A 22,519-nucleotide genomic window follows, 5' to 3' on the forward strand; every position below is an offset into this window, starting at 1 on the left:
CCCCGGCCCGCACCCTGCCGGGCCGGGGCGGGCGCCGGTGACCGGCCCCGCCGCCATGCCGAGCCCGGAGACCGAGGCCCACACCCCGATCGTGCGTTGCGGTACTTCGAGGGCTCCTCGTGTAGTTGAAGCGGTAACCGCGGTGAAGCGCTGGCATCCACGCCTTCGGCGGCGCATGATGGACATAGTGCCCTATCCACATGGACACGGAGCGTGACGGCTTTCTCGGCCCCCACGCCGGTCCCCGCACATCAGGTGGCTGAAGTCGATCGAGTGGTTCGTCACTCGCGACTCTCAGGTGCACGCATCACGGAAGGACGGACATCGTGGCCGTTCTCAAACTCTCACTGTTCTCGAACAACTTCCCCGATTTCTTCATCATCGATCACGACGGCCTTGCCGACATCGCCAAGATCGAGACGGACGCAGACCGTCGTGACGCCACGTTCCAGTGGACCGGCCCGAGCCTGGTCAATTTCGGCGGAACAGGAATGCTGGTACGGGCGGTTGCTCCGCCGGGATTCTGTCTGCGCATCGCGACGTTCGACGACTTCCGCATCCACAGCAAGTTCTTCACCGGAATCATCGACCCCCAGGTCAAGGCGGAGGTCATCGAGGAATCGACGTTTGTCATCGAACCGGCCGAAATCGACCCGAACCAGGCATCGTTCCGGTCCGTGAAGTTCCCGGACCGATTCATCCGGCACAGGAACTTCGAACTCTTCGCCGAGCCGGTGGTGACCCCGTCCGAACTGCAATCGGCATGCTTCAGAATCGCCCCGCCGCTCCACCCGGAGGAGTTCTAGACGCGCCAGGGCCGAATGGGGAGCACACGGCAGGAGCCGTGTGCTCCCCATCGTCGCTGCGCGCGGTCCGGGTCACGCGATGACTTCTGGTTCGTACGAGGGTTGTAACAGACGCGAGATGCCGGTGAACCCGCTTCCCCACGTGGCAACAATACCGATGTCGCTCGCACAAGGACCGGCTCCGGGCCGGTCACGGGGGAAGAGAGAACGGAATGAACTCGAAGACGACCAGAGCCGGTTCACCGCGTCGGGGCCTGCGCGGCGCCGTCCTGGGCGCAGCCGTGGTCGCGGCTCTGATGACGACCACCGCCTGCCAGGGCGACGGCGAGGCCGCCGGATCGCCGCCCGCCTCCGCCTCGTCGAGCGGCGCCCCTTCGGGCTCCGCCTCGGCCGGCGGGAGCACCCCGGAGACCACCGCGCCCACGGGCGACTCCGGGACCGGCAGCGGCAGCCCGGCGGCCACCGAGACCGGGGACAGCGGCGAGACCGGCGGCGGCAACGGCACGAAGTACGAGGACTGCACGGCGGACGGGCTCACCACCGCGGTGGAGCTCCAGGACGAGCGCGGTGAGACCCCCCGCCACTTCCTGCTGACCGTCACCAACACAGCGAAGACTCCGTGCGTCCTCAACGACGCGCCTCAGGTGCGGCTCAAGGCAGGGAACGACGCCCCGATCGTCGAGACGCTCGGCGAGCCGGACACCGAGCCCGTGGTCGTCGAGGGGGGCGGCAAGGCCTACGCCGGCCTGTACGTCTTCGGGAACGACGAGGGGGGCGAGGCGCAGTACGACCAGTCGGACCGCTTCACCGCGACCCTGGTCGCCGGCGAGGGCACCGAGCTGAGGGGCACGCTCATCTTCGACCTGCCCGACGGCCTCGACACGGTCTCCGTCGACGACGCCGCGCGGCTCAACGGCTGGGCCGGTACCGAGGGCCTTGCGATGCGCCCGATCACCCAGCTCTGAGGAGTGCCGCGGGGATCGTCGTACGCCCATGGCCGGGGGCGGGACGGCGGCGGTCCCCGCGGGGCTCGGGCCCGGATCGCGGAACCCGAGCGGGTGCGGCGGAGGGGGTCACGCGAACGACGGCCACCGGTCGGCGGCCCACTCCCGCCAGCTCCCCCAGCCAGGGGGCGGGCCGGCGGGTCCGCGGCCTCCCAGCTCCGCGGCGTCGGGCTCCTCGAAGTGCGCCCGCCCGTAACGGATGTCGGCCTCGGTCATCGGGAGCGTCTCGTCGGGCGCGGTGGCCTGGCGCCGGGCGATCCGGGCGCGTTGGGTCTCGGCGTCCACCGGCAGGTAGACCATCCGGAAGCACGCGTCCTCGGACTCCACGAGCCATCGGATCGCGGACCGTTCGTCCCGGGACCAACAGCCGTAGTCCACCACGACCTCGGTACCCAGCTTCACTGCCTCCAGGGCGAGCCAGAGCATGCGCCCCTCGAGCACGTCGCGCTTCCCTTCCGCCTCCGCCGCGCCGAACAGGGGGATCATCCAGTCGTCGGGCGTCAGGCGCAGCGCGCCGTGCTCGTGGGCAAGCTGCCGGGCCCTCGTGGTCTTGCCGGCCCCCGGCAGGCCGACCATAAGGAACAACGTCGTCACACCCCTGATCCTGTCAGGGAACCGGAGCGGGCGGCGACCGCTTTGTCCGCCCGGTGCGCAACGCGGCCAGGAACCTCTCCACCACGGCCTGTTGGTGCGGACGGTGTCAGTGGGCGCCGGACCAGCTGAGCCATCGACGGAGCGCGATGTGCGTGCTGTCGTCCAGGGCGGAGAGCACGTCGATGGCGTCGAGATCGCCCGGCAGGGGCGCGATGCCCGCCGTGGTGAGGGCGGCGTGCAGTTCCAGTCGGCGGCGGTCGGTCGGCTCCAGGCCGTGGGACGGGCGGCCGGAAGGCGTGGACTCCGGCTCGGAGCAGCCGCCGAACTCCATGCTCCCGCAGGTGGCCGCCGTCTCCCCGCGCAGGTCGTCGAGGTCGTGCACGGCAGGGAAGCGGTACGGGTCGAGATCCAGCAGTGCGCGCGGAGCCGTGGTGAGCGCCTGAAACTCGGTCATGAGCGTCTCCTCAGTCGTCGTACAGCGTCATGCGGCGTTCGTGCAGGAGACGGCGACGCGGGTACGGCGAGCCGTTGCGTTCCGGAGAGAAACCCACCCGGATGCCCCCTACGCCATCTCGTCACAAGTGAGAAGACCTGACGAACGCCGAGCACCGGCCCGACAGCCGCGGCCCCGCCGCGGGCGGTGCCGCGGTGCGCGGCGTCACCGGTGTCATCGACCATGGCCTCGCCGTCGACTCACGCCTCCGCTGCTGATCAACGGCTCTCCGAGGTGCGTCCGGCGGAGCGTTCCGCCGGGCGCGGTGCCGTCATGTCGAGCAGGAGCAGGGCGTCGTGGTCGGGGCTGCCGGGCTCGGCCGTGTAGACGCCGATGCGCTGGCCAGGGGTGCCTTCCACCTGCAGCGACTGCGAGGTCAGGGTGATCGTCCCGACCTGGGGGTGGTGGAACGTCTTGTGGGCGGGCTTGCGGCCGGTGACTTCGTACCGTTCCCACAGGCGGGCGAAGTCGGAGCTCTTGAGCAGCAGCTCGCCGACGAGGTTCGTGAGGTCGGGAGCGTCGGGTGCGGTGCCGGCGACGGCTCGCAGGCGGGCGACGCACGCGGTGATCTGCCGGTCCCAGTCGGCGAAGAGGTCGCGGGCCGCGGGGTGGAGGAAGAGGTAGCGGGCGAGGTTGCGGTGTTTCGCCGGCCAGTCGTCCAGACCCGCGTACAGGGCGAGGCCGCCCGGGTTCCAGGCGAGCATGTCCATGCTCCGGCTGATGACGTACGCCGGATTCGGGCGCAGTGACTCCAGGAGCAGCTTGAGGTGGGGACGCACGCTGCGGCTCGGGACCGGGGGCGGTTCGGGGGCGTAACGGGCGGCCCGGGCGGCGAGCTCGCGCAGGTGCTGGTGTTCCTGGTCGTCCATGCGCAGGGCTCGGGCGAGCGATTCGAGGACGGCGGGGCTGGGACGGGTCTCCTTGCCCCGTTCCAGCCGCACGTAGTAGTCGATGCTGATCCCCGAGAGGGTGGCCAGCTCCTCGCGGCGCAGGCCGGGGGTGCGGCGGATGCCGGCGCCCACGGTCAGGCCGACGTGCTCGGGGCTCGTCTGGGTGCGGCGGGCGCGCAGGTAGCGGCCCAGCTCGGCGCCCTCGCTGTTCGCGGTCTCGGATGCCATGACTCCAGTCTCACCCGCTCCGCGCGTGGCGCGCAGACGGGAGGGGGGCCCTGTCATGACCCCTGAAGAGCCCGCCCTGCCACACCGGGGGAATCCGGGTGAAGGTGAAGGAGCACGGCGCCGGCTGCACGCTCGCCGCTGTCCGGGCCACGGCAGGCACCGCCTGCCGGGCCGGGTGACAGTGACGAAGGAGTCCGGCGGCACCACGAACCAGAGAGGGCGAGATGCGCTCCATCAAACTGCGTGACCTGGAGGTCTCCCGGATCGGTCTGGGCGCGATGGGCATGTCCCACGGCTACACCGGCTCCGGTACCGATGAGGCGGAGTCGATCAGGACCGTGCACCGGGCCCTTGAGCTCGGCGTCACGTTCATCGACACCGCCGAGATCTACGGCCCGTACACCAACGAGGAGCTGCTGGGGCGAGCCCTGAAGGGCCGCCGGGAGAAGACGGTGCTCGCGACGAAGTTCGGTCTGGTCTCCCACGCCGGTGCGGGCGCGTGGAACCTGGACTCCGGCCCCGCGAACATCCGGACCGCGCTCGAGGGCTCGCTGAAGCGGCTGGGTACCGACCACATCGACCTGTACTACCAGCACCGCGTCGATCCGAGCACGCCGATCGAGGAGACCGCCGGCGCCGTCAAGGAGCTGATCGAGGAGGGCAAGGTACGCGCTTTCGGCCTCTCCGAGGCCGGTCCGGACACGATCCGCCGGGCCCACGCCGTCCAGCCGGTCACCGCCGTCCAGTCGGAGTACTCCCTGTGGACCCGCGGCGTCGAGGCGCGGGTCCTGCCCGTCCTGCGGGAGCTGAACATCGGCCTGGTGCCGTTCTCCCCGCTGGGCCGCGGCTTCCTGACCGGCACCGTCCGCTCCACCGACCAGTTCGACGAGGACGACTTCCGCCGCGACAACCCGCGCTTCACCGGCGAGAACTTCCGGCGCAACCTCGGGCTCGCCGACGAGGTCGAGGCCCTGGCCGCCGAGGTCGGCGCCACGCCCGCACAGGTCGCGCTGGCCTGGCTGCTCGCCCAGGGCGACGACATCGCCCCGATCCCCGGCACCAAGCGCGTCAGCCGTGTCGAGGAGAACACCGCCGCCGACACGGTCACCCTGACCGCCCAGCAGCTCGCCCGGCTCGGCAGCCTGCCGCCCGCCGCAGGTGACACCCACACGGAGGCGCAGGCGCGGCTGCTCGAACGCTGATCGCCCACCCCGCCCCGCACCACCTCGTCTGGAGCAGTGCTCCTCATGCGCGCAGCGATGGCGCGTGTATGCGGCAGTGACCTGTAGCAGCTCCCCCCGCGTCCCACCACTTCCACCCGCCACCCGCTTCCACCCGTTCCCTCCCTCCCCCTCCCCCTCCCCCTCCGTACAGCGAAGGACATACCGCTCATGCAGACCGTCACTCTCAACAACGGCGTCCGGATGCCGCTCCTCGGCTTCGGCGTGTATCAGATCCCCGCCGAGGACACCGAGCGCGCCGTCTCCGAGGCCCTGGCCGCCGGCTACCGCCTGCTGGACACCGCCGCCGCCTACGGCAACGAAGAAGCCGTAGGCCGCGCCGCCGAGTCCAGCGGCATCCCGCGCGAGGAGCTGTTCGTCACCACCAAGCTGTGGGTCCAGGACGCACCGGCCGAGGACAACACCAGGCGCGCCTTCGAGGCCTCCCTGGCCAAGCTCGGCCTGGACTACGTCGACCTGTACCTGATGCACCAGCCCTTCGGCGACGTCTACGGCCAGTGGCGGGCCATGGAGGCGCTCCATCGCGAAGGCCTGGCCAGGGCGATCGGCGTCGCCAACTTCTACCCCGACCGGCTGGTCGACCTGATCCTCAACAACGAGGTCACTCCGGCCGTCAACCAGATCGAGACCCACCCCTTCTTCCAGCGCACCGAGTACCAGGACCTCATGCGCGAGCACGGGGTGCAGCTCCAGTCCTGGGGCGGCTTCGCCGAGGGCAGGAACGACCTGTTCACGAACCCGCTGCTCGCCGAGATCGGCAAGGAGTACGACAAGACCGTCGCCCAGGTCGTGCTGCGCTGGCTGACCCAGCGCGGCGTCGTCGCCATCCCCAAGTCGGTGCGGGCCGAGCGCATGGCCGAGAACATCGACGTCTTCGACTTCCGGCTCACCGACGAGCAGATGGCGGCCGTCGCCACCCTCGACACGGGCGGCTCCCTGTTCTTCGACCACCACGACCCCGAGATGGTCGCCTGGCTCGCCAAGCGCCGCCTGGATGCATGACCCGAACCCCCAGCCCCGAACGCCGAACGCCTCACCCCGAACCGGACCGCGCACCGGCACCCGGAGGCACGCGCCGGCTCGTCGTGTTGCGGCCGTGTGGCGGAGTCATGGCGGGCTCGTGGCAGCAGCGCCCGTCGCGGCGTCCGAGCGGCGGCGCACGTCTAGCATCCGGGGAACGGCCCCGCCGCTGCCGGTGCGGAGCCGTCACCGCACCGCCAAGGGCAGGTTCGTCATGAGCACATCCCACACCATCACCGTCGGCGAAGCAGAGGCTCGACTGCCCGAGCTGAACGTGGTCGACGTCCGCACCCCGGGCGAGTTCGCGTCCGGCCGTCTGCCGGGTGCCGTCAACGTCCCCCTGGAACGCATCGAGGACAAGGTGCCCGACCTGCGGGACGCCACCACGAGCAGGCCGCTCCTGCTGGTGTGCGCCTCCGGTACCCGCTCCGAGAAGGCCGTCGCGACCCTCGCCTCCCACGGGGTCGCCGCGGCGAGTCTCACCGGCGGCACCCGGGGATGGGCCTCGGCGGGCCATCCGCTCGAGTACCCGCAGGGACCCGTGCGGAAGGTCTGGGGGATGGAGCGTCAGGTGCGCTTCACCGCAGGGGCGCTGGTGCTGCTCGGCCTGGTTCTCGGGCTGCTCGTCCATCCCGTGTTCCAGGTGCTTTCGGCGGGGATCGCCGGGGGTCTGGTGTTCTCGGCGCTCACCGACACCTGCGGCATGGCGGTGGTCCTGGGCCGGCTCCCCTTCAACCGGCGCGGCGCGGCATCGCACAGCTGAGGCGCGCCGCCGCTTCCGGTCCGGTCACTGCCGCGCGTGCGGGTCCGGCGGGGCGGGGTGACGGCTCTTGGGGCCGAACCGGCCGAGCAGCGCGGTGAGGAGGACTGCCGTCAGGGTGCCGGCGACGACGCCGCTGCCCAGGATGGTCCGGGCCCAGCCGGGGAACCCCGCGTACAGGTCCGGGGTGAGCAGCGGCAGCAGTCCCACGGTGAGCGCGAGCGCTGCGGTCAGCGATCCCGTACCGGTGCCGGACAGGTCGGCGCGGCGGAGCATCTCGACGCCCATGACGGCGATCACGGCGTAGACGACGAGGGCGGAGCCTCCCACGACGGCCTCGGGTATGCCCGCCAGCGCCCGGGACACGGGCGTGGCCAGGCCGAGGACGACGAGGAGCGCTCCGGCACCGGCGGTCACGAACCGGCTGCGGACCCCGGTGAGCCGGCCGATGCCGATGTTCTCGGCGCTGGTGACCATGAGGGACGTACCGAACAGTCCTCCCGCCAGGGAGACGACGGCGTCGGCACGGGCGACGCGGGGGACGTCCCGTTCCGGGGCCGGGGTCCTGCCGACGGTCTCGCTGTTGAGCACGGTCTGTCCGGTGATCTCGGCCAGGGTGGTGAGACTGAACACGAGCAGCGGAAGGGCGGCGAGCAGGTCGAACCTCGGTGTCCCGAAGGGCAGGAACGCGGGCAGCGCGAAGCCGCTGCCGGCCGCGGGAGTGAAGGCTCCCAGGCCGGTCGCCACCGCCACGGCGGTGCCCACCGCCATTCCGATGAGGACGGACGTCTGGCGCCATACGCCGCGCAGGAACACGTACGCGGTGACGGTCGCCGCGACCGTGAGCCCGGCGAGCAGCATGGCGCGTGGCTCGCCCGTGCCGTCCGGTCCGGTGACGAGTCGGGCCGCGACCCGGATCATCGCGATCCCGATGAGCAGCACGGTCACCCCCATGACCAGGGGCGGGAAGAGCCGTACGACGCGGGCGTACAGGGGCAGCACGGCCAGGAGCAGGGCCGCCGCCAGAAGGACGGCGCCGGCGGCGGTCGGCGCCCCGTGTTCCTGGGCGATCTGGAGGAAGAGCGCGGTCGCGGCGCCGCCGGGCAGCATGACGAACGGAAGGCGGCCGCCGATCCGCCACACACCGAGTGACTGGAGCAGGGCGCCCGCTCCGCACAGCAGCAGGACGGCGCTGAGCAGTGAGGCCGTCGCACCGGGCGACATCTTCAGGGTGCCGGCGGCGAGGAAGACGGTGGAGACCGGGGCGGCGATCATCGCGAGGACGTGCTGGGCCGAGAGCGGTACCAGTCTCCGCCATGGAACCTTCGCGTCGACCGCTTCGACGGACGTGGAGTCGGGCGTGGAGCCGGGCGTGGGCTCGGACGTGGAGTCGGACGTGGACTCGGACGTGGACTCGGACGTGGAGTCGGGCGTGGGCTCCGAGGTGGATCTGGACGCCGGGGTCGTCGTCATGCCTTCGCCTCCAGCCACGGGATGTCGGCCGCGGAGTAACGGTAGGCGCGGAAGACGGCGTTGGGCTCGGACGGGAAGAGGCCCCGGACCTCGCTCTCGCCGTAGCCGGCGAAGTGCGGGACGACGTACTCCCAGCACAGGTAGCCGTCCCGGGTCACTTCGAACAGCCGCCCCGACGGCGAGTCGGTGACGAGCGTGTTGCCGTTCGGCAGGCGTTGGGCCGAGCCCATGAAGGGCGCGAAGAAGAACTCGCGCGCCGGGTCGTGGTACTCCCACACGATGTCGCCGCCGGCCCGGTCGATCTCGACGACGCGGGAGTACGGGACGTCGTGTCCGGGCCGGAAGACGCCGTTGTCGAAGACGAGGAACCGGCCGTCGTCCAGTTCGGTGGGGGCGTGCTGCTGGCTGACCGTGCCGGGGCCGCTGCGCCAGATGATCTCGCCGGTGTCGCGGCTGATGACGACGACGGCGGAGACGCTGCGCAGGCTGGCCAGGATGTTGCCGTCCCGCAGCGGCGTGACGCTGTTGATCAGGGGCCAGTGTTCACGCGCATAAGCCTCGTGCAGAGCGAAGGACGCCCGGTCGAGGTGCTCCGAGGCCCGCCAGGACCAGAGGAGTTCGCCGTTCGGACCGACCTCCTTGATGGTGTCGGCCCAGACGACGCCGCCCTCGGCCTCGGAGCCGGGCACGCCGCCCCGTACCGTCGCGGCTTCGGCCCCGGTCAGGGGTTCCAGGGCGGTGTAGAGGACGCGCCCGTCGTCGAGGTGGTGGGCGTCGTGGTGCTGGAGGGGGTCGCGGTGCTCCCGCAGGACGGTGCCGTCGGGTGCCGCACGGAGCATGACGCCACCCCGGTACTTGTGCCACATCGGGAAGAGGGCACGCTCCCCCGGAAGGACGCCGTTGTACGCCAGTGTGCCGTCGGCGAGCAGTCGGGCGTGGCGGCCGGGGCGGTACGGAAGGTTCCAGCTGTGGACGGTACGGCCGTGGAGATCGATGAGATAGACCTCCCCGGTGCCGGTGAGAGGTGCGTAGAGGGTGTAGCCGTCGGACACGGCCGTCTCGTCCAGGGCGATGAGGCCGACAGGGCGACGGCGGCGTGAGTTCTGGTCGACAGTGGGCACGTCAGGTTCCTCGCTTCAAACTTTCTTTGATGACAACAACCGACTTTGACGTTAGGACCGTTGTGTGACGGGCGTGTGTCAGGAGTACGAAACCGTCTCCGAGTTCCCGCTTCGCTCCGCGTAAGGTGCCGTCAGGCGCCGTCGACCAGGGAGAACGGCGCCTCGGGGCGGGGAAGGGAACATCCATGGAGGCCGAGAGCACGAACACCCCTCGGGTGGGGGCTGCCGTACGCCGCCGGCGCCGGGCACTCGACCTGACGCTCGCCGACGTGGCACGGATCAGCGGGCTCTCCTCCCCGTTCCTCAGCCAGATCGAGAACGACCGGGCGCGCCCGAGCATGAGGTCGCTCCAGCGGATCGCGGACGCCCTCGACACCACGGCGGTGCAGCTGCTCGCGACGTCGGACAGGACGCGCACGATCGACGTGGTGCGTGCCGGTGACGACAGCGGGCTCGACCGGGAGGCCGGCGTCCGGCCGGTGGTACGGGGCCGCCATCAGCTGCACGCGCTCGAGTTCGTCGGCGAGCACGAGGCTGATCGCGAGTTCCGGCACCGTAACGACGAGCTGATGTACGTGGCGGACGGCTCGGTGGAGGTCGAAGCCGATGGCCGGATCCACCGCCTGGGGCGCGGAGACACGCTCCTGGTGTCAGGCGGCGTCCGGCACCGCTGGCGCACCGTCGAACCGGGGTCGCGGGTCCTTGTGGTCGCGGTCGGCGACCACGTCGACGTCCTGGAACCCTGACGGGACAGGCACCTTCCCGGCGCGCTCGGACCGGGATCCGTCACGTGCGTGACAGAGACCAAGGCCGCACGCTGGAAGGCGTGACCCGCCCCCGGCCGCCTCGCGCCCTCACGCCTCGCGCCGTCGAAGCTCACGCCGTCACGGCTCACGCCGCAGAATCTCACGCCGTCGAAGCTCACGCCGTCGAGCGGCGAACGGAAGGGAAAGGAGCACCGCGCCATGAGTGACCTCATCCTGATCCGTCACGGCGAGACGGAGTGGAGCGCCTCCGGGCGTCACACCGGCCGTACCGATCTGCCGCTCACGCCGGACGGCGAGGCGGAGGCACGTACGCTCGCCCCGTTCTTCAAGGGCCGGTCCCTCTCCTTCGTGCTCACCAGCCCTTTGCTGCGGGCCCGGCACACGGCGGAACTCGCCGGGCTGCGGGATGCGGTGACGGACGAGGATCTGTGCGAGTGGGACTACGGCGGGTACGAGGGGCTGACCACGGCCCGGATCCATGAGACCCGGCCGGACTGGTCCCTGTGGAAGGACGGCGTACCCCCGCACGCCGACGGGCGACCGGGCGAGTCCGCCGAGGACGTGGGACGAAGGGCCGACCGGGTGCTGGCGCGCATCGCGCCTCTCCTCGCCGACTCGCGGGAGGACGGCGTGGTGGTCGCACACGCGCATCTGCTGCGTGTCCTCACCGCCCGCTACCTCGACCTGCCGGCGTCCGAGGGGCGGCTGTTCCTCCTGACGACGGCGACGGTCGGCAGGTTGTCCACGGAGCACGGACTGCCGGTGGTGGCAGGCTGGAACCAGCGCCCGCTCCCCCGTGTCCATACGTGACCCGGACGCCGGTCGCTCTACGGAGGGGCGGCCGCCGGCACCGCCGTACGGGACTCCCTGACTGATCCCGAGGAGTGCCCGGCCGACTGAGCCGAAGGAGTGCCCGGCCCGCCGGCTCGTCCGCCCCGACGACTGGCGCGGTACCGGGAGCAGCGGTGCGATGGGGCCATGCACGAGCGTGAGCACGCCATGAACCGGTACGCCGGGCATTGGGCGGCGTGGCCGCCGGTGGCCGGTGCCGCGGTCATGGCCACCGGCATCCTGTCGGTCGGTCTGAGTCTGACCGGCTTCGAGGTGGTCTCTGTCGTGGCCCTGTGGCTGGCCACAGGGCTGTGGCTGCTGCTGGCGATCGGCTTCGCGGCCCTGCTCGTGAGGGACCGGCGCCGCTGGGAGGTGACCGCCGACACCCCGCCCGCGCTCACCGCGGTCGCTGCCACGACCGTGCTCGGCGTCCGGTTCGAGCTCCTCGGCCTCACTCCGGTGGCCGTGTCGCTTCTGGTGATCGCCGCGGTGGTGTGGCCCGCGATGCTGGTCGCGGTCCTCCGGCACCTGACCCGGCGGGCGCCGGGCGCCGTGTTCCTGATCTGTGTGGCCACCCAAGGGCTCGCGGTCCTGTGTGCCGTCCTCGCGCCGGAGCTCGGTGACTGGTCGGCTCGGGTGGCCCTCGGCTTGTTCCTGCTGGGCCTCGCGTTGTACGTCGATGCCCTGGCCCGCTTCGATCTCCGCCAGGTGGTGACGGGCGCGGGCGACCAGTGGATCGCGGGCGGGGCCCTGGCGATCTCGGCGCTCGCCGGATCGAAGCTCCTCGCCTCGGGCGTCTGGTCCGGCGGCGCGGCCACGACGCTGCGGACGACCACGCTCGTCCTGACGGCGCTTGATCTGGCCTGGTACGCAGTCCTGCTGTGCGGCGAGTTCACCCGGCCACGCCTCGCGTACGACGTCCGTCGTTGGGCGACGGTCTTCCCGCTCGGCATGACGGCGGTGGCGGCCCTGTCCGTCGCGGCGGCCACCGGAGTCGCGTGGCTGGAGACGTTGGGCCGGGTGCTGCTGTGGATCGCGGTCGCCGTGTGGCTCCCGACCGCCTACGGCTTCACCCGCTCGCTCATGGGACACGCCGCCGACCGCCCCTCCCCCGCTGCCGACAACCGTCGCCCGGCCCGGGCGCGCCGGTGGCGGTGACAGCCGCGGCGGTCACCGTGCGCCACCCCAGGAGGACGACCACCAGGCTGAGGAACGAGCCGCCCGCGGCGTCCGGCGGGGCGGAGAGGCTCGGCCGCCCGTTCCCAGGACCGGACGGCCGGCGCCGGGCTGCCCGCCCGGAGAAGGCAGGCCGTGTCCACGGGATCCGGTCCACGGCGGTGTCGCTACCGAAAGTGACGGGTCACCATGTCCGGCCACAAGTGTGCAAATCCAGCCGTTGCGGCAGGAGAGGCAGGCGGGGAGATCGGCTGTCCGAGGGGGCGGGAGCGCCGGCGGCGAACCTGCGGGGCGGCCCCTCACAGGTCGGAGCCTCTGTCAAACCGTCCGCCCTCCGCCCGCCCTCCGCCCGCCCTCCTCGGGGAGGCACGGCCGCGGCTCCCCGATGGTGCCCGGGCCCGCCGTCCCGCCTGTGCCTCACGCGGTGAGGCGTCGGACAGGCGAAGGGTGCACACTGGTCCTGGAGCCTTGCACGCTCCCGTTTCTGACCCCTCCGAGAGACACCTCATGCACGACGAGACCTCCGAGGAAACACGTATCGGGAACGCCGGCCACGGCGTCGCCCCTGGCCCATCGCGTGACGATGGCCGGACCGACCCTCCTGTTCGGCCCTGTCATCGGCAAGGCTCGTCCGTACGGACTGCCGACCCGTTCCAGTCGCTCGATCCGAGCGTCGTGGGAGTGGCGAGTCCCGTAGCCCTGAAGGGCTTCGGGACGATCCATCCGGGCGGCGGGAGGAGGACCACATGGCAACGTCACAGGGCTCCGCACCCCGTGCCGGACCGGAAGACGGGGCCGGCGGGGCATCGTCCGCTCCCGCGGCCGACCCGGCGGACCAGCTGGCGCGCCTCGGCCGCTCGTGGGTCTGGCTCCTCGGCGCCGCGATGGCGACGCTCATCCCGGGCATCCTGGCGCTCGTATGGCCGGATGTCACCCTGCACGTCCTGGCCGTGCTCATCGGGGTGTACTTGCTGCTGACCGGCGCCTTCCAGTTCGTGACCGTCTTCGGGCGGGGCAGCGACCGCGTGCCCGGTCTGATCGTGGCCGTCCTGTGTGTCCTGGGCGGGGTCCTGTGTCTGAGGAACCCGCTCCAGACCATCGCCGCGCTCTCGCTGATCGTCGGCGCCGTCTGGCTGGTGTCCGGGATCGTCACCCTCTACACGGCCATCGCCACCAAGAACATGCCGCACCGCGGCGTCGTCATGGCCGTCGCGGTCCTCGGCATCGTCGCCGGAATCGTGGTGCTGGCGCTGCCGACGGAGTCCGCCCGGGCCCTGACCAGGCTGCTCGGCCTCTGGCTCGTCCTGCTCGGCCTGGCCGAGACGGCCGTCGCGCTCGCGTGGCGGTCGGCGCTGCGCAGGGCTGGCGTCACGGGTCACGACTCACCGGGCCCCGGCTGACAAGCCGCGTCGCCGACGCAGCCTCGCGCCCGGGCTTCGGAGTGAGGCTCTCCCCGCCACGCGCACGACCCGTGGTACGCCCGGCATGCCCGGCGACCTCGGAAACGGAGGAATCGTGTACCTCGCCTACGACTACCCGCTGCTCAACGTCTTCTGGACCATGCTCTGGTTCTTCCTCTGGATCCTGTGGTTCATCCTGCTCTTCCGGATCATCACCGACATCTTCCGCGACAAGGACATGAACGGATGGGGCAAAGCGGGGTGGCTCGCCTTCGTCATCCTGCTCCCCTTCGTCGGTGTCCTCGTGTACGTGATCGCCCGCGGCAAGAACATGGGCCGTCGCGAGATGGCCCAGGCCCGTGACCAGCAGCGGGAATTCGACGCCTACATTCGCGAGACCGCGTCCGGCGCCGCGCGACCCAGCAGCGCCGAAGAACTGACCAGGCTCTCCGAGCTCCGCTCCCGTGGGGACATCACGGATGAGGAGTTCAACCGGGCGAAGGCGCTGATCCTGACCGACGACAGGCCGGCCGCGAGCCCCGCACCCGGCGTGCCCCCCACCCCCGGACGCTGACCGCGCCCGGCGATTCGACCGAGAAGCGAGGGATCGTGATGGCCTCCACCCACACCACACGGTCGGCAGACACGACGAGACAGGCCTGGGCCGGCGGACTGACCGTCTTCGCCGCCGTCATGCTCGGGATCACCGGCCTCGTCGGCATCTTCCGCGGCATCATGGCGATCGCGGAGGACGAGGTCTTCGTCGACACGCCCAACTACGTCTTCAAATTCGACCTGACGTCATGGGGCTGGATACACCTCGTCATCGGCGTCATCGCGGTCCTCGTCAGCTTCGGGCTGTACCGGACGGCCACGTGGGCACGCGTGGCGGGCGTGGGCATCGCCGCGCTCATCATCATCGCCAACTTCCTTTCCCTGCCGTACTACCCCGCCTGGTCGATCCTGATGGTCGCCATGTCGGGCTTCATCATCTGGGCGCTGTGCGCGGTGAAGAGGGAGGAGCTCCTCTGACGTAGGGCGACCGTGTCCGGCACCCACCCCTGTCCAGCCGCCGCACGAACGGCGGGGCAGGGGTGGGTGCCGGTCAGGGTCGCGGCCGGTATGTGGCCGCGGGTCGGTCCGTCGTACGAGGTCTGTGCGTCGTACCGAGTCGGTGCGTCGTGCCGAGTCGTTACGTCGTACCGAGTCGGGCGAGTTCCTCCGTGGCGCTCCTTTCGATCACGGCGGCCAGGTCCTTCACTTCGTGCGCGCCGCCGGAGGCCTGTTCGCCCGCGCAGAGGGTCCGGGACTGTGTGAAGTGGGCGCGAAGGCTGTCGGCGAGGATCCGGTCGAATTCCCTGCCTGTCGCTCTCTTCGCCCCGGCGAGCGTGGCGCGGCTGACCATGCCCGGCATGTCGTGGCCCTCGTGGGGGCGGGTGTCGGGGATCCCCGAGAGGTCCAGGAGCGCGCGCAGTCTCGCCTGTTCCTCCTTCAGCCGTGTTCCGGCCCGGTCTGCGAGATCCGCAAGGGCGGGATCCGCCGTACGAGAGGGTGCAAGGCCGGTCAGCAGGAGGGCCCGCTCGCCCATGGGAATCATCAACTGGATCCATGCGGCGTCGGTGGCGTTGAAAGCCGCTGCCCGCGGCGGGCCGGTCTCCGGCTGCGTGGTGCAGCCGGTGACCAGGAGCACCGCGAGCAGGGCCCACGCCGTCCGCAGGGTCAGAAGGTGCCGGCGGAGTTGCACTTGGCGCTCTGCACGATGCAGTCCTTCACGCGGTGTCCCAGCGCCGCGTTGTCCCAGGCGTTGAAGAAGTCGCCGTGGATGGACGACGCCATGCCGGAGGACAGGGAGAGGCCGGTGGCGCTTCCGGAGGTCGGGTAGCCGATGACGAAGGAGACGGACGGGATGGCGACGGGGTGGTCGCCGCTGCACGTGCCGTTGTGGGCGAAGGCGACGTGCGACTTGTGGTCCGGACTGTCGAGGTGCTTGCCGTCCCAGCAGTCGGGGAACAGCAGTTGGTGGACGAGCTTGGCGGTCGGTGCGCAGATCGGCCAGTTGCCGTCGGCGCTGCGCCCGATCTCGCCTCCCTCGCCGGCGCAGAAGAACTGGTTGGCCGAGCCTGCCGGAGTGGGTACCTGGGATTTGGCGTTGCCGGCGATCATGCGGAAGCCCTGGGGGAAGGGAACCGTCGCCGAGGGGTCGGGCAGGCGGGAACCGTAGTAGACGATCACGCCGTCGCTCTCGACGGCCCTGCCGTCCTGGTAGAGGGTGGGGATCCAGTAGGCGGAGAGGTCCTTGGCAGGGGTACAGCTGGTGCCCGGGTTGGCCGACAGGCTCTGGGGCGTGGTGAACGCGTCGGTGCTCTTGTTCCCGAAGAAGCTGTGCATGTGGGACGCACCGGGCAGGCCGGGGGCGACGATGGGGTCGTCCGGCTTGGAGTGGCTGTAGGTGCAGGTGGCGTTGAACTCGGGTACGCGGACCGTGCCGGCGGGCACGGTGGCCGGGGTCATGGCCCGGAACTGCGCCAGCTGCGTGTTCCAGGCGGCCTGGTCGATGCCGACCCAGCCGGGCGCGGGGCCGCCGCTGCCGCCGCCGTTGTCGAACGAGAACCAGTTGATGTTGACGAAGTCGCCGGGTGTGGCGCTGCGGATGACGGCGAACAGGGTCTGCGGGCCGGTGGGGTGGGTGGTGATGTCGGCGGTCCGGGTGGCCCAGGTCTGCCAGCCGCCGGTGGGGGCGATCGGGAAGGTGGCGAGCAGCGGGCCGGTGAGCGATCCGCTGCGCAGTTCCACGGTTCCGGGGCCTCCTGTGGCGGAGGCGATGCGGGCGGAGGCGGTCACGGGGCCGGCGGCGCCGAGGTCGACGGTGTCGAAGCGCAGCCAGTCCCCGTCGGCGAGGTAGGCGACGTTCTGCCCGCCGTCGGTGTCCGCGGTCGCTTCGACGCCCGCGCCGGACTGCGCGGCATAGGACTCGGCCTGGACGACGAGGGCGGCGGCCCACGCGGTCTGTGCGGTGAGTGTGACGCTGAGCGCGGCGGCCAGGACGACGGCCAGCACGCCGGCTAACAGGGTGTGGAGGTGGACGGAACGTCGGATCATGTCTGTTCCTCTGGGGTTGTGGGAGGAGAGGAGGGGTGGGAGCGGTTGGGGAGGGGGGTGGGGAGCGGTTGCGGAGGGGGGTGGGGGCGCTCGGGTCGCGCGGCGGAACCCGACCCGGCGAGAACCCCCGGGGCGGCGGGACCGACCCGGCGAGAGCCCCCCGGGAGGCACGAACTACTGGTAGACCCGCACGTAGTCGACGAGCATCCTCGCGGGGAACGGGGTGGTGGCGTCGGTGGGGCCGGGCCAGTCGCCGCCGACCGCGAGGTTGAGGATCATGTAGTGCGGGTGGTCGAAGATCCAGGGCCCGCGAGTCGACTCCACCTGCTCCTTGTCGAGGGTGAGGACGGTGCGCCCGTCGAGGCCGTAGACGATTCCCTTGCTCGTCCAGTCGGCGGTCCAGGTGTGGAAGTCGTCGGAGAAGTCGGCGTCCTGGGGCAGTCCGTAGGGCGAGCCGATTCCTCCGCCGCCGTTGTAGGCGGGAGCGTGGACGGTGGAGTACGCGGTCTTCACGTCCTTGCCGAGGATCTCCATGATGTCGATCTCGCCGTTGTACGGCCACGGCCGGCCGCTCAGGAAGTCGGCTCCCATCATCCAGAAGGCGGGCCAGAGCCCGTTTCCCTTGGGGACCTTGATGCGTGCCTCGACCCGACCGTAGGTGAACCGGAAGGTGGATCCCGTGTTCATGCGGGCCGAGGTGTACTGGCAGGTGGTGCTGCCGGTCAGCGGGTCGGGCGGGCATCCCTTGCCGGGCGTGGCCTGCTTGCGGGCCTCCATGACGAGATGCCCCGCTCCGTCGAGTGCGGCGTTGTCGTGGTCGGTGTAGTACTGCAGCTCGCCGTTCTGGCCGGTGCCCGGGTCGGCCTTCCACTTGGCCGGGTCGGGCTTGCCTCCGGCGGCACCGTCGAACTCGTCGCTCCAGATCAGCCGCGGCGGCTCCGCCGGGTCGGGCGGCAGCGGCGGGGCCGGGATCGGGGCACCGCCGCTGCCGTACACCTGGAACTCCCAGAGGGAGTAGCCGTAGGCGGTGGCGCGTTCGGTGCCGTACATCCGTACGTGACGGCCGGTGCCGGCGACGTCGAGGGTCTGTTTGAGTCCTGTTCCCGTCGTGGTCGAGTAGATCGGTGTCCAGTCGGTGCCGTTCGATGAGACCTGGATCTGGAAGGACCTCGCGTAGGCGGGATCCCACTGGAGGACGATCTTGTTGATCTGTGCGACGGCCCCGAGGTCGACGGAGATCCAGGCGGGGTCGGTCCAGCCGGTGGTGGAGCTGGTCGCCCAGCGGGAGGCCGGGTCACGGTCGAAGGCGCGGGCGGGGGTGCATTCCCAGCAGTTCTGGTCGCTCTGCGAGGAGGATGCCGCGCCCGGCCTGCCATAGGAGAGCAGGGTGTCTCCGCCGCTGTCGCCCCCGGTGGCGGTGCGGACGGCGAAGGTCCAGAGGGAGTACCCGTAGGCGGTGGCGCGCTGGGTCGCGTACAGACGGACGAAACGTCCGGTGCCGGACACGGTGACGTTCTGGCTGCCGCCGGTGCCTTCCACCGTCTCGTGGACGGTGGTCCAGGTGGTCGCGTCGTCCGACACCTGGATCCGGAACGCCTTGGCGTACGCGGCCTCCCAGTCGAGTGTCAGGCCGCATACCTGCTTCGTGGTGCCGAGGTCGACCTGGAGCCACTGCGCGTCGGCGAATCCGCTGGACCAGCGCGTGGCGGGGTCTCCGTCGACGGCGTTCCGGGCGCTGAACGCCCCCTCGGTGCTTGAGGCGGTGACGGGCCTGCCTCGCGCGGCGTCCGTGCTGCCGCAGGCGCTGGTGCCTGCGCCGGTGGAGCCGTGGACCTGGAACTCCCAGAGGGAGTAGCCGTAGGCGGTCGCGCGCCGGGTCGCGTACAGACGGACGAAACGCCCGGTGCCGGACACGGTGACGTTCTGGCTGCCGCCGGTGCCTTCCACCGTCTCGTGGACGGTGGTCCAGGTGGTCGCGTCGTCCGACACCTGGATCCGGAACGCCTTGGCGTACGCGGCCTCCCAGTCGAGGCCGATCCGGCTGATCGTCGCGGTGGCGCCGAGGTCGATCTGGAGCCACTCGGCATCGGTGAAGCCGCTGGACCAGCGCGTGGCGGGGTCCGCGTCGACGGCGTTCCGGGCGGCGAACGCCGCCTCGGTACTCGAGGCGGTGACGGACTTGCCCTGCGACAGAAGGACTTCCGCGGCGCGGGCGGATACGGCGGGACTGGCCGATACGGCCGAGGTGGCGGGGACGGCGGGACTGGTGGGTACGGCCGGAGTGGCGGGTACGGCGGTGAAGGTGAGCAGGGTGGCCACGACGGCGACGAGCGGACCGAGGCGGCGAAGCAGCGGACGCACGGCGTCTCCTCAAATAGGGAAAGGCGAGGGAGCGCTCCCTGAGGGGTGAGAATGGGCCGGTCCACATCGACTGTCAAGGCCTTGGTTCACTTGATGGAAACGCCACGGACTCTCCAACTGCCTTTCATGGAACGGTTTCTGAGGAGCCATCGACAGCCCCGACCAAGGCTTCTGCCAGGCAGGGTCCCTGTGCGGGCGAGGGTGCGTGACGGCGTGGGAGCCCGGACGACCGCCGCCCGCAAGGCCGTTGACATGGGCGGCGGCGGGGAGTCATCCTCGCCGGAGAACGCTCCCTGAGCGGCTCGGGCGTCGTCGATCGAAACGGACCGGGATGAAACGACCCACGCTGGAAGTGGTCGCCGCACGCGCGGGTGTGTCCAAGTCGAGTGTCTCCAGGGTCGTCAACGGTGAGACGACCGTCGCCCCCGAGATCCGTGACGTCGTGATGCAAGCCGTGCGCGAACTGGGCTACGTGCCCAACGCGGCCGCCCGCAACCTCGTCACCCGCCGTACGGACGCGGTGGCCGTCGTCGTCTCCGATCCGCCCCAGGGCGTCGTCTCCGACGACCCCCTCTTCTCGACCGTCGTGCGTGCCGTGAGCAGAGAACTGGAGGCCGCGGGCAAGCAGGTCGTGCTCATGCTCGCGGAATCCGACCGCAGCCGGGCCCGGGTGGAGCAGTACGTGGCCGGCAGGCACGTCGACGGTGTCATGCTCGTCGCGCTGCACGGGACGGATCCCCTGCCGGCGGCACTGGCCAGGACCGGCCTGCCGATAGCCTCCTTCAACCGCACGTCCGCACCCCGGGTTCCCTACGCCAGCCTCGACAACATCGGCGGCGCCTCGCTCGCCGTACGGCACTTGCTGGACCGGGGACGTCGCAGGATCGCCGCCATCACCGGGCCGCTGGACCTGTTCGAGGCACGCGAGCGCCTCGACGGCTACCGCGAAGCGCTTCGCGACACCGGCCGACGGTCGATCGTCGCCCTGGGCGACTTCACCCGAGCGTCGGGCGCCCAGGCGATGCGGCAGCTCCTTGAGGACGACCCCGCGCTGGACGCGGTGTTCGCGAGCAACGACCTCATGGCCATCGGAGCCCTGCGGACCCTGCGCCAGGCGGGGCGCCGCGTCCCCGAGGACGTGGCCGTCGTCGGCTTCGACGACATCGAGGCCGCCGCGTACACCGCGCCGGCCCTCACCTCCGTACGCAGCCCCATGGCCGACCAGGCCATCGCGACGGTCCACCTGCTCCTGGGTCTCATCGAGGGTGGCCCCGGAGATCCGGTCGTCATCCCGAACGAACTCGTGGTCCGCGAGTCGACCTGACCGGCGCGGTTCCGGCGCCGGGATCCCGTGAGGAATCCGAGGATCCCCGAGCCGCACCCATCATCCGACGATCGGTCCGGTCGCCCGAAGGAACACTCGCCTGGGTGACTGTGGGGCGGCTGAGGGCCGGGACATGATCATCGGTATGAGTGCCTCTCTGATCCGCCGCGCCTGCGCCGCGGCCCTGCTCGTCACGTCCACCCTCGCTCCCGCCGTCGCCGCCGCACCCCAACCCGGCGCGCCCGCCCCGGAGTCGAAGCGTGCCGTGCAGGCCCGCCTGCTCGGCGAGAAGATCGTCCCGCACAAGCTCGACTTCCTGGGGACCACGGTCGGCGGTCTCTCCGGCATCGACCGCGACCGGTGCACCGGCGAGTACGTCCTCATCAGCGACGACCGCTCCTTCCTCCAGCCCGCGCGCTTCTACACCGCGAAGCTCGACGTCGACGCCGCGGGCGTGCACGCCGTCGACTTCACCTCGACCCACCCCCTCCTCCAGCCGGACGGCTCGGTCTACCCGTCCCCCGCCCTCGGCGACGGCAAGGCGATCGACCCGGAGGAGATCCGGGTCGACCCGCGCGAATGCCGCTACTGGTGGGGGCAGGAGGGCGACCGGCCCGCCGTCGCCGGCCCCCCGGTGATCCAGCCGTCCATCGAGATCTCCGAGCCCGACGGCACCCACCACGGCCGTCTGCGGCTGCCGCAGAACTACTTGATCACCGCCGAGCGCGGGCCGCGCCGCAACCAGGCCGTCGAAGCACTCACCTTCGGCGCCCGCGGCACCGTCGTGACCAGCGCGATCGAGGGACCCCTGCTCCAGGACGGGCCGGTGCCGGACCTGACGCACGGCGCGCTCGTCCGCGTCACGCGACAGACCCGCGGCGGCCGGGTGCTCGGGCAGTTCGCGTACCCCGTCGAGAAGATCTTCGCCGAGTCCGACCCGACCAGCCCGTGGGGCCCCGATACCGGCGTACCGTCCATCCTGGCCTTCCCGAACGACCCCGAGCGCTACCTCGTGCTGGAGCGCACCTGGGTCGCCGGCTCCGGCTACAAGATCCGCCTGTACGACACCACGACGCGGGGCGCCACCGACGTCCGGTCCGTGGACTCCCTGGCCGGACAGCCCGTCGCGCCCATGCGGAAGAGGCTCGTCGCCGACTTCCACACCCTCGGCCTGTCCACCGTCGACAACACCGAAGGCATGACCTGGGGACCCACCCTGCCGTCCGGCGAGCGGTCCCTGATTCTCGTCAGCGACGACAACTTCGACAAGGAAGCGGTCACGCAGATCGTCGCGCTGGCGCTCCGCTGAACCAGGTGAACCATGTGAAGCGGGTGAAGCCGGTGAAGCCGGTGAAGCAAGCGAGCCCGCGCTGCCCGGTGAACCCGGGCCGCATGGGCTGACGCCCGCCGCGCACTCGCCGTCCTCCGGACCGTCGACGACACCCGGGCGCCTCCGCGCCCGGCGCGTCGCTCCGGAGGGCGGCGCGCTGTTCTCCGCACGCCTCGGTCACCCCGTACGCGATGTGGACCGTACGGCGGAGACGGGCCGGTCAGGCGCCCTCGTCGAAACGGCCCGCCTCCACCTGAAGGGCGAGGGACTGCAGCACCTCGGCGGAGGAGACGTCGGTCCGCCCCTCGTCATGCGCCACGGCGAGACTGGTGAAGGCCAGCGTGAACCCGGAGACCATGGTGTACAGCGCGGGACCGAGCGCTGCGGCAAGGAGGTGGGCGACCTCCTGGGGAGCGGCGTCGGCCGGCACGCTGATGTGGGGCAGCATCTCGTTGAGCATCTGCGTGACCACCCGCGGCTCGATCTCGGACGCGGCCTCGAAGGCCTCGTCGCCCTCACTCTCGTCCTCCACGGCCCGGCGGATCTCCTGAGCCTCCGTCAGGATGCCGATCACTCGCTTCAGAACCTCAGCTCGCTCCAT

The 22,519-nt window shown here is 71.1% G+C and carries 22 protein-coding genes; 13 read left to right on the top strand and 9 right to left on the bottom strand.

The features are described 5' to 3' along the window. The first annotated feature begins 326 nt into the window (after positions 1-326). Both ACFQ79_RS15530 and ACFQ79_RS15535 read left to right on the top strand, forming a co-directional pair. On the top strand, positions 327-806 hold the full coding sequence (locus ACFQ79_RS15530) for an AbfB domain-containing protein (protein WP_383583336.1): 480 nt from the start codon (positions 327-329) through the stop codon (positions 804-806). Positions 807-1,018: 212 nt separating this feature from the next. Next, positions 1,019-1,771, top strand: a complete 753-nt coding sequence (locus ACFQ79_RS15535) for a DUF4232 domain-containing protein (RefSeq protein ID WP_383583338.1) — start codon at positions 1,019-1,021, stop codon at positions 1,769-1,771. A 108-nt stretch (positions 1,772-1,879) separates the two neighbouring features. Here ACFQ79_RS15535 and ACFQ79_RS15540 read toward each other — a convergent pair whose 3' ends face one another. The 3 genes from ACFQ79_RS15540 to ACFQ79_RS15550 all read right to left on the bottom strand — a co-directional run bounded on the left by ACFQ79_RS15540 (position 1,880) and on the right by ACFQ79_RS15550 (position 4,015). Continuing rightward, a complete protein-coding gene (locus ACFQ79_RS15540) occupies positions 1,880-2,404 on the bottom strand; it encodes an AAA family ATPase (protein ID WP_383583340.1) in 525 nt (174 codons plus the stop codon). Between the two features lie 106 nt (positions 2,405-2,510). After that, positions 2,511-2,858, bottom strand: a complete 348-nt coding sequence (locus tag ACFQ79_RS15545; RefSeq protein ID WP_383583342.1) for a hypothetical protein — start codon at positions 2,856-2,858, stop codon at positions 2,511-2,513. A 257-nt stretch (positions 2,859-3,115) separates the two neighbouring features. Beyond that, positions 3,116-4,015, bottom strand: a complete 900-nt coding sequence (locus tag ACFQ79_RS15550) for a helix-turn-helix transcriptional regulator (protein WP_383583345.1) — start codon at positions 4,013-4,015, stop codon at positions 3,116-3,118. A 224-nt stretch (positions 4,016-4,239) separates the two neighbouring features. On the opposite strand from ACFQ79_RS15550, the gene ACFQ79_RS15555 reads away from it, so the two are divergent. From ACFQ79_RS15555 to ACFQ79_RS15565, 3 genes are all read left to right on the top strand, one after another. Then, positions 4,240-5,217: an aldo/keto reductase gene (locus ACFQ79_RS15555; RefSeq protein WP_383583347.1), complete on the top strand. Its 978-nt coding sequence runs from the start codon at positions 4,240-4,242 to the stop codon at positions 5,215-5,217. 189 nt (positions 5,218-5,406) lie between these two features. Further along, complete coding sequence (locus tag ACFQ79_RS15560; protein ID WP_383583349.1) at positions 5,407-6,258, top strand: aldo/keto reductase; 852 nt, start codon at positions 5,407-5,409, stop codon at positions 6,256-6,258. A gap of 232 nt (positions 6,259-6,490) precedes the next feature. After that, complete coding sequence (locus ACFQ79_RS15565; protein WP_383583351.1) at positions 6,491-7,039, top strand: rhodanese-like domain-containing protein; 549 nt, start codon at positions 6,491-6,493, stop codon at positions 7,037-7,039. A gap of 24 nt (positions 7,040-7,063) precedes the next feature. On the opposite strand, the gene ACFQ79_RS15570 is transcribed toward ACFQ79_RS15565, so the two are convergent. Both ACFQ79_RS15570 and ACFQ79_RS15575 read right to left on the bottom strand, forming a co-directional pair. Further along, positions 7,064-8,509 (bottom strand): uracil-xanthine permease family protein, encoded by a 1,446-nt coding sequence (locus ACFQ79_RS15570; protein ID WP_383583353.1) that lies wholly within the window; start codon positions 8,507-8,509, stop codon positions 7,064-7,066. Beyond that, a complete protein-coding gene (locus ACFQ79_RS15575; RefSeq protein WP_383583355.1) occupies positions 8,506-9,630 on the bottom strand; it encodes an aryl-sulfate sulfotransferase in 1,125 nt (374 codons plus the stop codon). The genes ACFQ79_RS15570 and ACFQ79_RS15575 overlap by 4 nt, the downstream gene beginning before the upstream one ends. Before the next feature lie 185 nt (positions 9,631-9,815). On the opposite strand from ACFQ79_RS15575, the gene ACFQ79_RS15580 reads away from it, so the two are divergent. The 6 genes from ACFQ79_RS15580 (at position 9,816) to ACFQ79_RS15605 (ending at position 14,836) form a co-directional block, all read left to right on the top strand. After that, positions 9,816-10,376: a helix-turn-helix domain-containing protein gene (locus tag ACFQ79_RS15580; RefSeq protein ID WP_383583357.1), complete on the top strand. Its 561-nt coding sequence runs from the start codon at positions 9,816-9,818 to the stop codon at positions 10,374-10,376. A 219-nt stretch (positions 10,377-10,595) separates the two neighbouring features. Further along, positions 10,596-11,207: a histidine phosphatase family protein gene (locus ACFQ79_RS15585; RefSeq protein ID WP_383583359.1), complete on the top strand. Its 612-nt coding sequence runs from the start codon at positions 10,596-10,598 to the stop codon at positions 11,205-11,207. A gap of 168 nt (positions 11,208-11,375) precedes the next feature. After that, positions 11,376-12,386, top strand: coding sequence for a tellurite resistance/C4-dicarboxylate transporter family protein (locus ACFQ79_RS15590; RefSeq protein WP_383583362.1), 1,011 nt, complete (start codon positions 11,376-11,378; stop codon positions 12,384-12,386). Between the two features lie 764 nt (positions 12,387-13,150). Continuing rightward, complete coding sequence (locus ACFQ79_RS15595) at positions 13,151-13,804, top strand: HdeD family acid-resistance protein (protein WP_383583365.1); 654 nt, start codon at positions 13,151-13,153, stop codon at positions 13,802-13,804. An 85-nt stretch (positions 13,805-13,889) separates the two neighbouring features. Further along, positions 13,890-14,378 (top strand): SHOCT domain-containing protein, encoded by a 489-nt coding sequence (locus tag ACFQ79_RS15600; RefSeq protein WP_383583367.1) that lies wholly within the window; start codon positions 13,890-13,892, stop codon positions 14,376-14,378. 38 nt (positions 14,379-14,416) lie between these two features. Next, a complete protein-coding gene (locus ACFQ79_RS15605) occupies positions 14,417-14,836 on the top strand; it encodes a hypothetical protein (RefSeq protein ID WP_383583369.1) in 420 nt (139 codons plus the stop codon). 160 nt (positions 14,837-14,996) lie between these two features. Here the strand turns inward: ACFQ79_RS15605 and ACFQ79_RS15610 are convergent, their stop codons facing one another. The 3 genes from ACFQ79_RS15610 to ACFQ79_RS15620 form a co-directional block, all read right to left on the bottom strand. After that, positions 14,997-15,548 (bottom strand): DUF305 domain-containing protein, encoded by a 552-nt coding sequence (locus ACFQ79_RS15610; RefSeq protein ID WP_383583371.1) that lies wholly within the window; start codon positions 15,546-15,548, stop codon positions 14,997-14,999. After that, positions 15,524-16,903: a DUF1996 domain-containing protein gene (locus tag ACFQ79_RS15615; protein ID WP_383583373.1), complete on the bottom strand. Its 1,380-nt coding sequence runs from the start codon at positions 16,901-16,903 to the stop codon at positions 15,524-15,526. The genes ACFQ79_RS15610 and ACFQ79_RS15615 overlap by 25 nt, the downstream gene beginning before the upstream one ends. Positions 16,904-17,077: 174 nt before the next feature. Continuing rightward, complete coding sequence (locus tag ACFQ79_RS15620) at positions 17,078-19,213, bottom strand: discoidin domain-containing protein (protein ID WP_383583477.1); 2,136 nt, start codon at positions 19,211-19,213, stop codon at positions 17,078-17,080. Between the two features lie 382 nt (positions 19,214-19,595). Here ACFQ79_RS15620 and ACFQ79_RS15625 point away from each other — a divergent pair, with 382 nt between their 5' ends. Continuing rightward, positions 19,596-20,588 (top strand): LacI family DNA-binding transcriptional regulator, encoded by a 993-nt coding sequence (locus ACFQ79_RS15625; RefSeq protein WP_383583375.1) that lies wholly within the window; start codon positions 19,596-19,598, stop codon positions 20,586-20,588. Positions 20,589-20,733: 145 nt separating this feature from the next. Beyond that, positions 20,734-21,897, top strand: a complete 1,164-nt coding sequence (locus tag ACFQ79_RS15630) for an esterase-like activity of phytase family protein (protein ID WP_383583377.1) — start codon at positions 20,734-20,736, stop codon at positions 21,895-21,897. Between the two features lie 241 nt (positions 21,898-22,138). Here the strand turns inward: ACFQ79_RS15630 and ACFQ79_RS15635 are convergent, their stop codons facing one another. Beyond that, positions 22,139-22,519 carry a hypothetical protein gene (locus ACFQ79_RS15635; RefSeq protein WP_383583379.1) on the bottom strand — a complete coding sequence of 127 codons (381 nt, stop codon included), beginning with the start codon at positions 22,517-22,519 and terminating at the stop codon, positions 22,139-22,141.

The organism is Streptomyces sp. NPDC056480, assembly GCF_042795405.1.
In the GTDB taxonomy this organism is placed as follows: domain Bacteria; phylum Actinomycetota; class Actinomycetes; order Streptomycetales; family Streptomycetaceae; genus Streptomyces.

Bases quoted from the DNA above. Each gene is read 5' to 3' on its own strand.
- ACFQ79_RS15550 (WP_383583345.1), bottom strand. From the start codon at position 4,015: ATGGCATCCGAGACCGCGAACAGCGAGGGCGCCGAGCTGGGCCGCTAC.
- ACFQ79_RS15570 (WP_383583353.1), bottom strand. From the start codon at position 8,509: ATGACGACGACCCCGGCGTCCAGATCCACCTCGGAGCCCACGCCCGAC.
- ACFQ79_RS15585 (WP_383583359.1), top strand. From the start codon at position 10,596: ATGAGTGACCTCATCCTGATCCGTCACGGCGAGACGGAGTGGAGCGCC.
- ACFQ79_RS15555 (WP_383583347.1), top strand. From the start codon at position 4,240: ATGCGCTCCATCAAACTGCGTGACCTGGAGGTCTCCCGGATCGGTCTG.
- ACFQ79_RS15535 (WP_383583338.1), top strand. From the start codon at position 1,019: ATGAACTCGAAGACGACCAGAGCCGGTTCACCGCGTCGGGGCCTGCGC.
- ACFQ79_RS15560 (WP_383583349.1), top strand. From the start codon at position 5,407: ATGCAGACCGTCACTCTCAACAACGGCGTCCGGATGCCGCTCCTCGGC.
- ACFQ79_RS15615 (WP_383583373.1), bottom strand. From the start codon at position 16,903: ATGATCCGACGTTCCGTCCACCTCCACACCCTGTTAGCCGGCGTGCTG.
- ACFQ79_RS15565 (WP_383583351.1), top strand. From the start codon at position 6,491: ATGAGCACATCCCACACCATCACCGTCGGCGAAGCAGAGGCTCGACTG.
- ACFQ79_RS15605 (WP_383583369.1), top strand. From the start codon at position 14,417: ATGGCCTCCACCCACACCACACGGTCGGCAGACACGACGAGACAGGCC.
- ACFQ79_RS15600 (WP_383583367.1), top strand. From the start codon at position 13,890: ATGCCCGGCGACCTCGGAAACGGAGGAATCGTGTACCTCGCCTACGAC.
- ACFQ79_RS15635 (WP_383583379.1), bottom strand. From the start codon at position 22,519: ATGGAGCGAGCTGAGGTTCTGAAGCGAGTGATCGGCATCCTGACGGAG.
- ACFQ79_RS15580 (WP_383583357.1), top strand. From the start codon at position 9,816: ATGGAGGCCGAGAGCACGAACACCCCTCGGGTGGGGGCTGCCGTACGC.
- ACFQ79_RS15595 (WP_383583365.1), top strand. From the start codon at position 13,151: ATGGCAACGTCACAGGGCTCCGCACCCCGTGCCGGACCGGAAGACGGG.
- ACFQ79_RS15590 (WP_383583362.1), top strand. From the start codon at position 11,376: ATGCACGAGCGTGAGCACGCCATGAACCGGTACGCCGGGCATTGGGCG.
- ACFQ79_RS15545 (WP_383583342.1), bottom strand. From the start codon at position 2,858: ATGACCGAGTTTCAGGCGCTCACCACGGCTCCGCGCGCACTGCTGGAT.
- ACFQ79_RS15625 (WP_383583375.1), top strand. From the start codon at position 19,596: ATGAAACGACCCACGCTGGAAGTGGTCGCCGCACGCGCGGGTGTGTCC.
- ACFQ79_RS15630 (WP_383583377.1), top strand. From the start codon at position 20,734: ATGAGTGCCTCTCTGATCCGCCGCGCCTGCGCCGCGGCCCTGCTCGTC.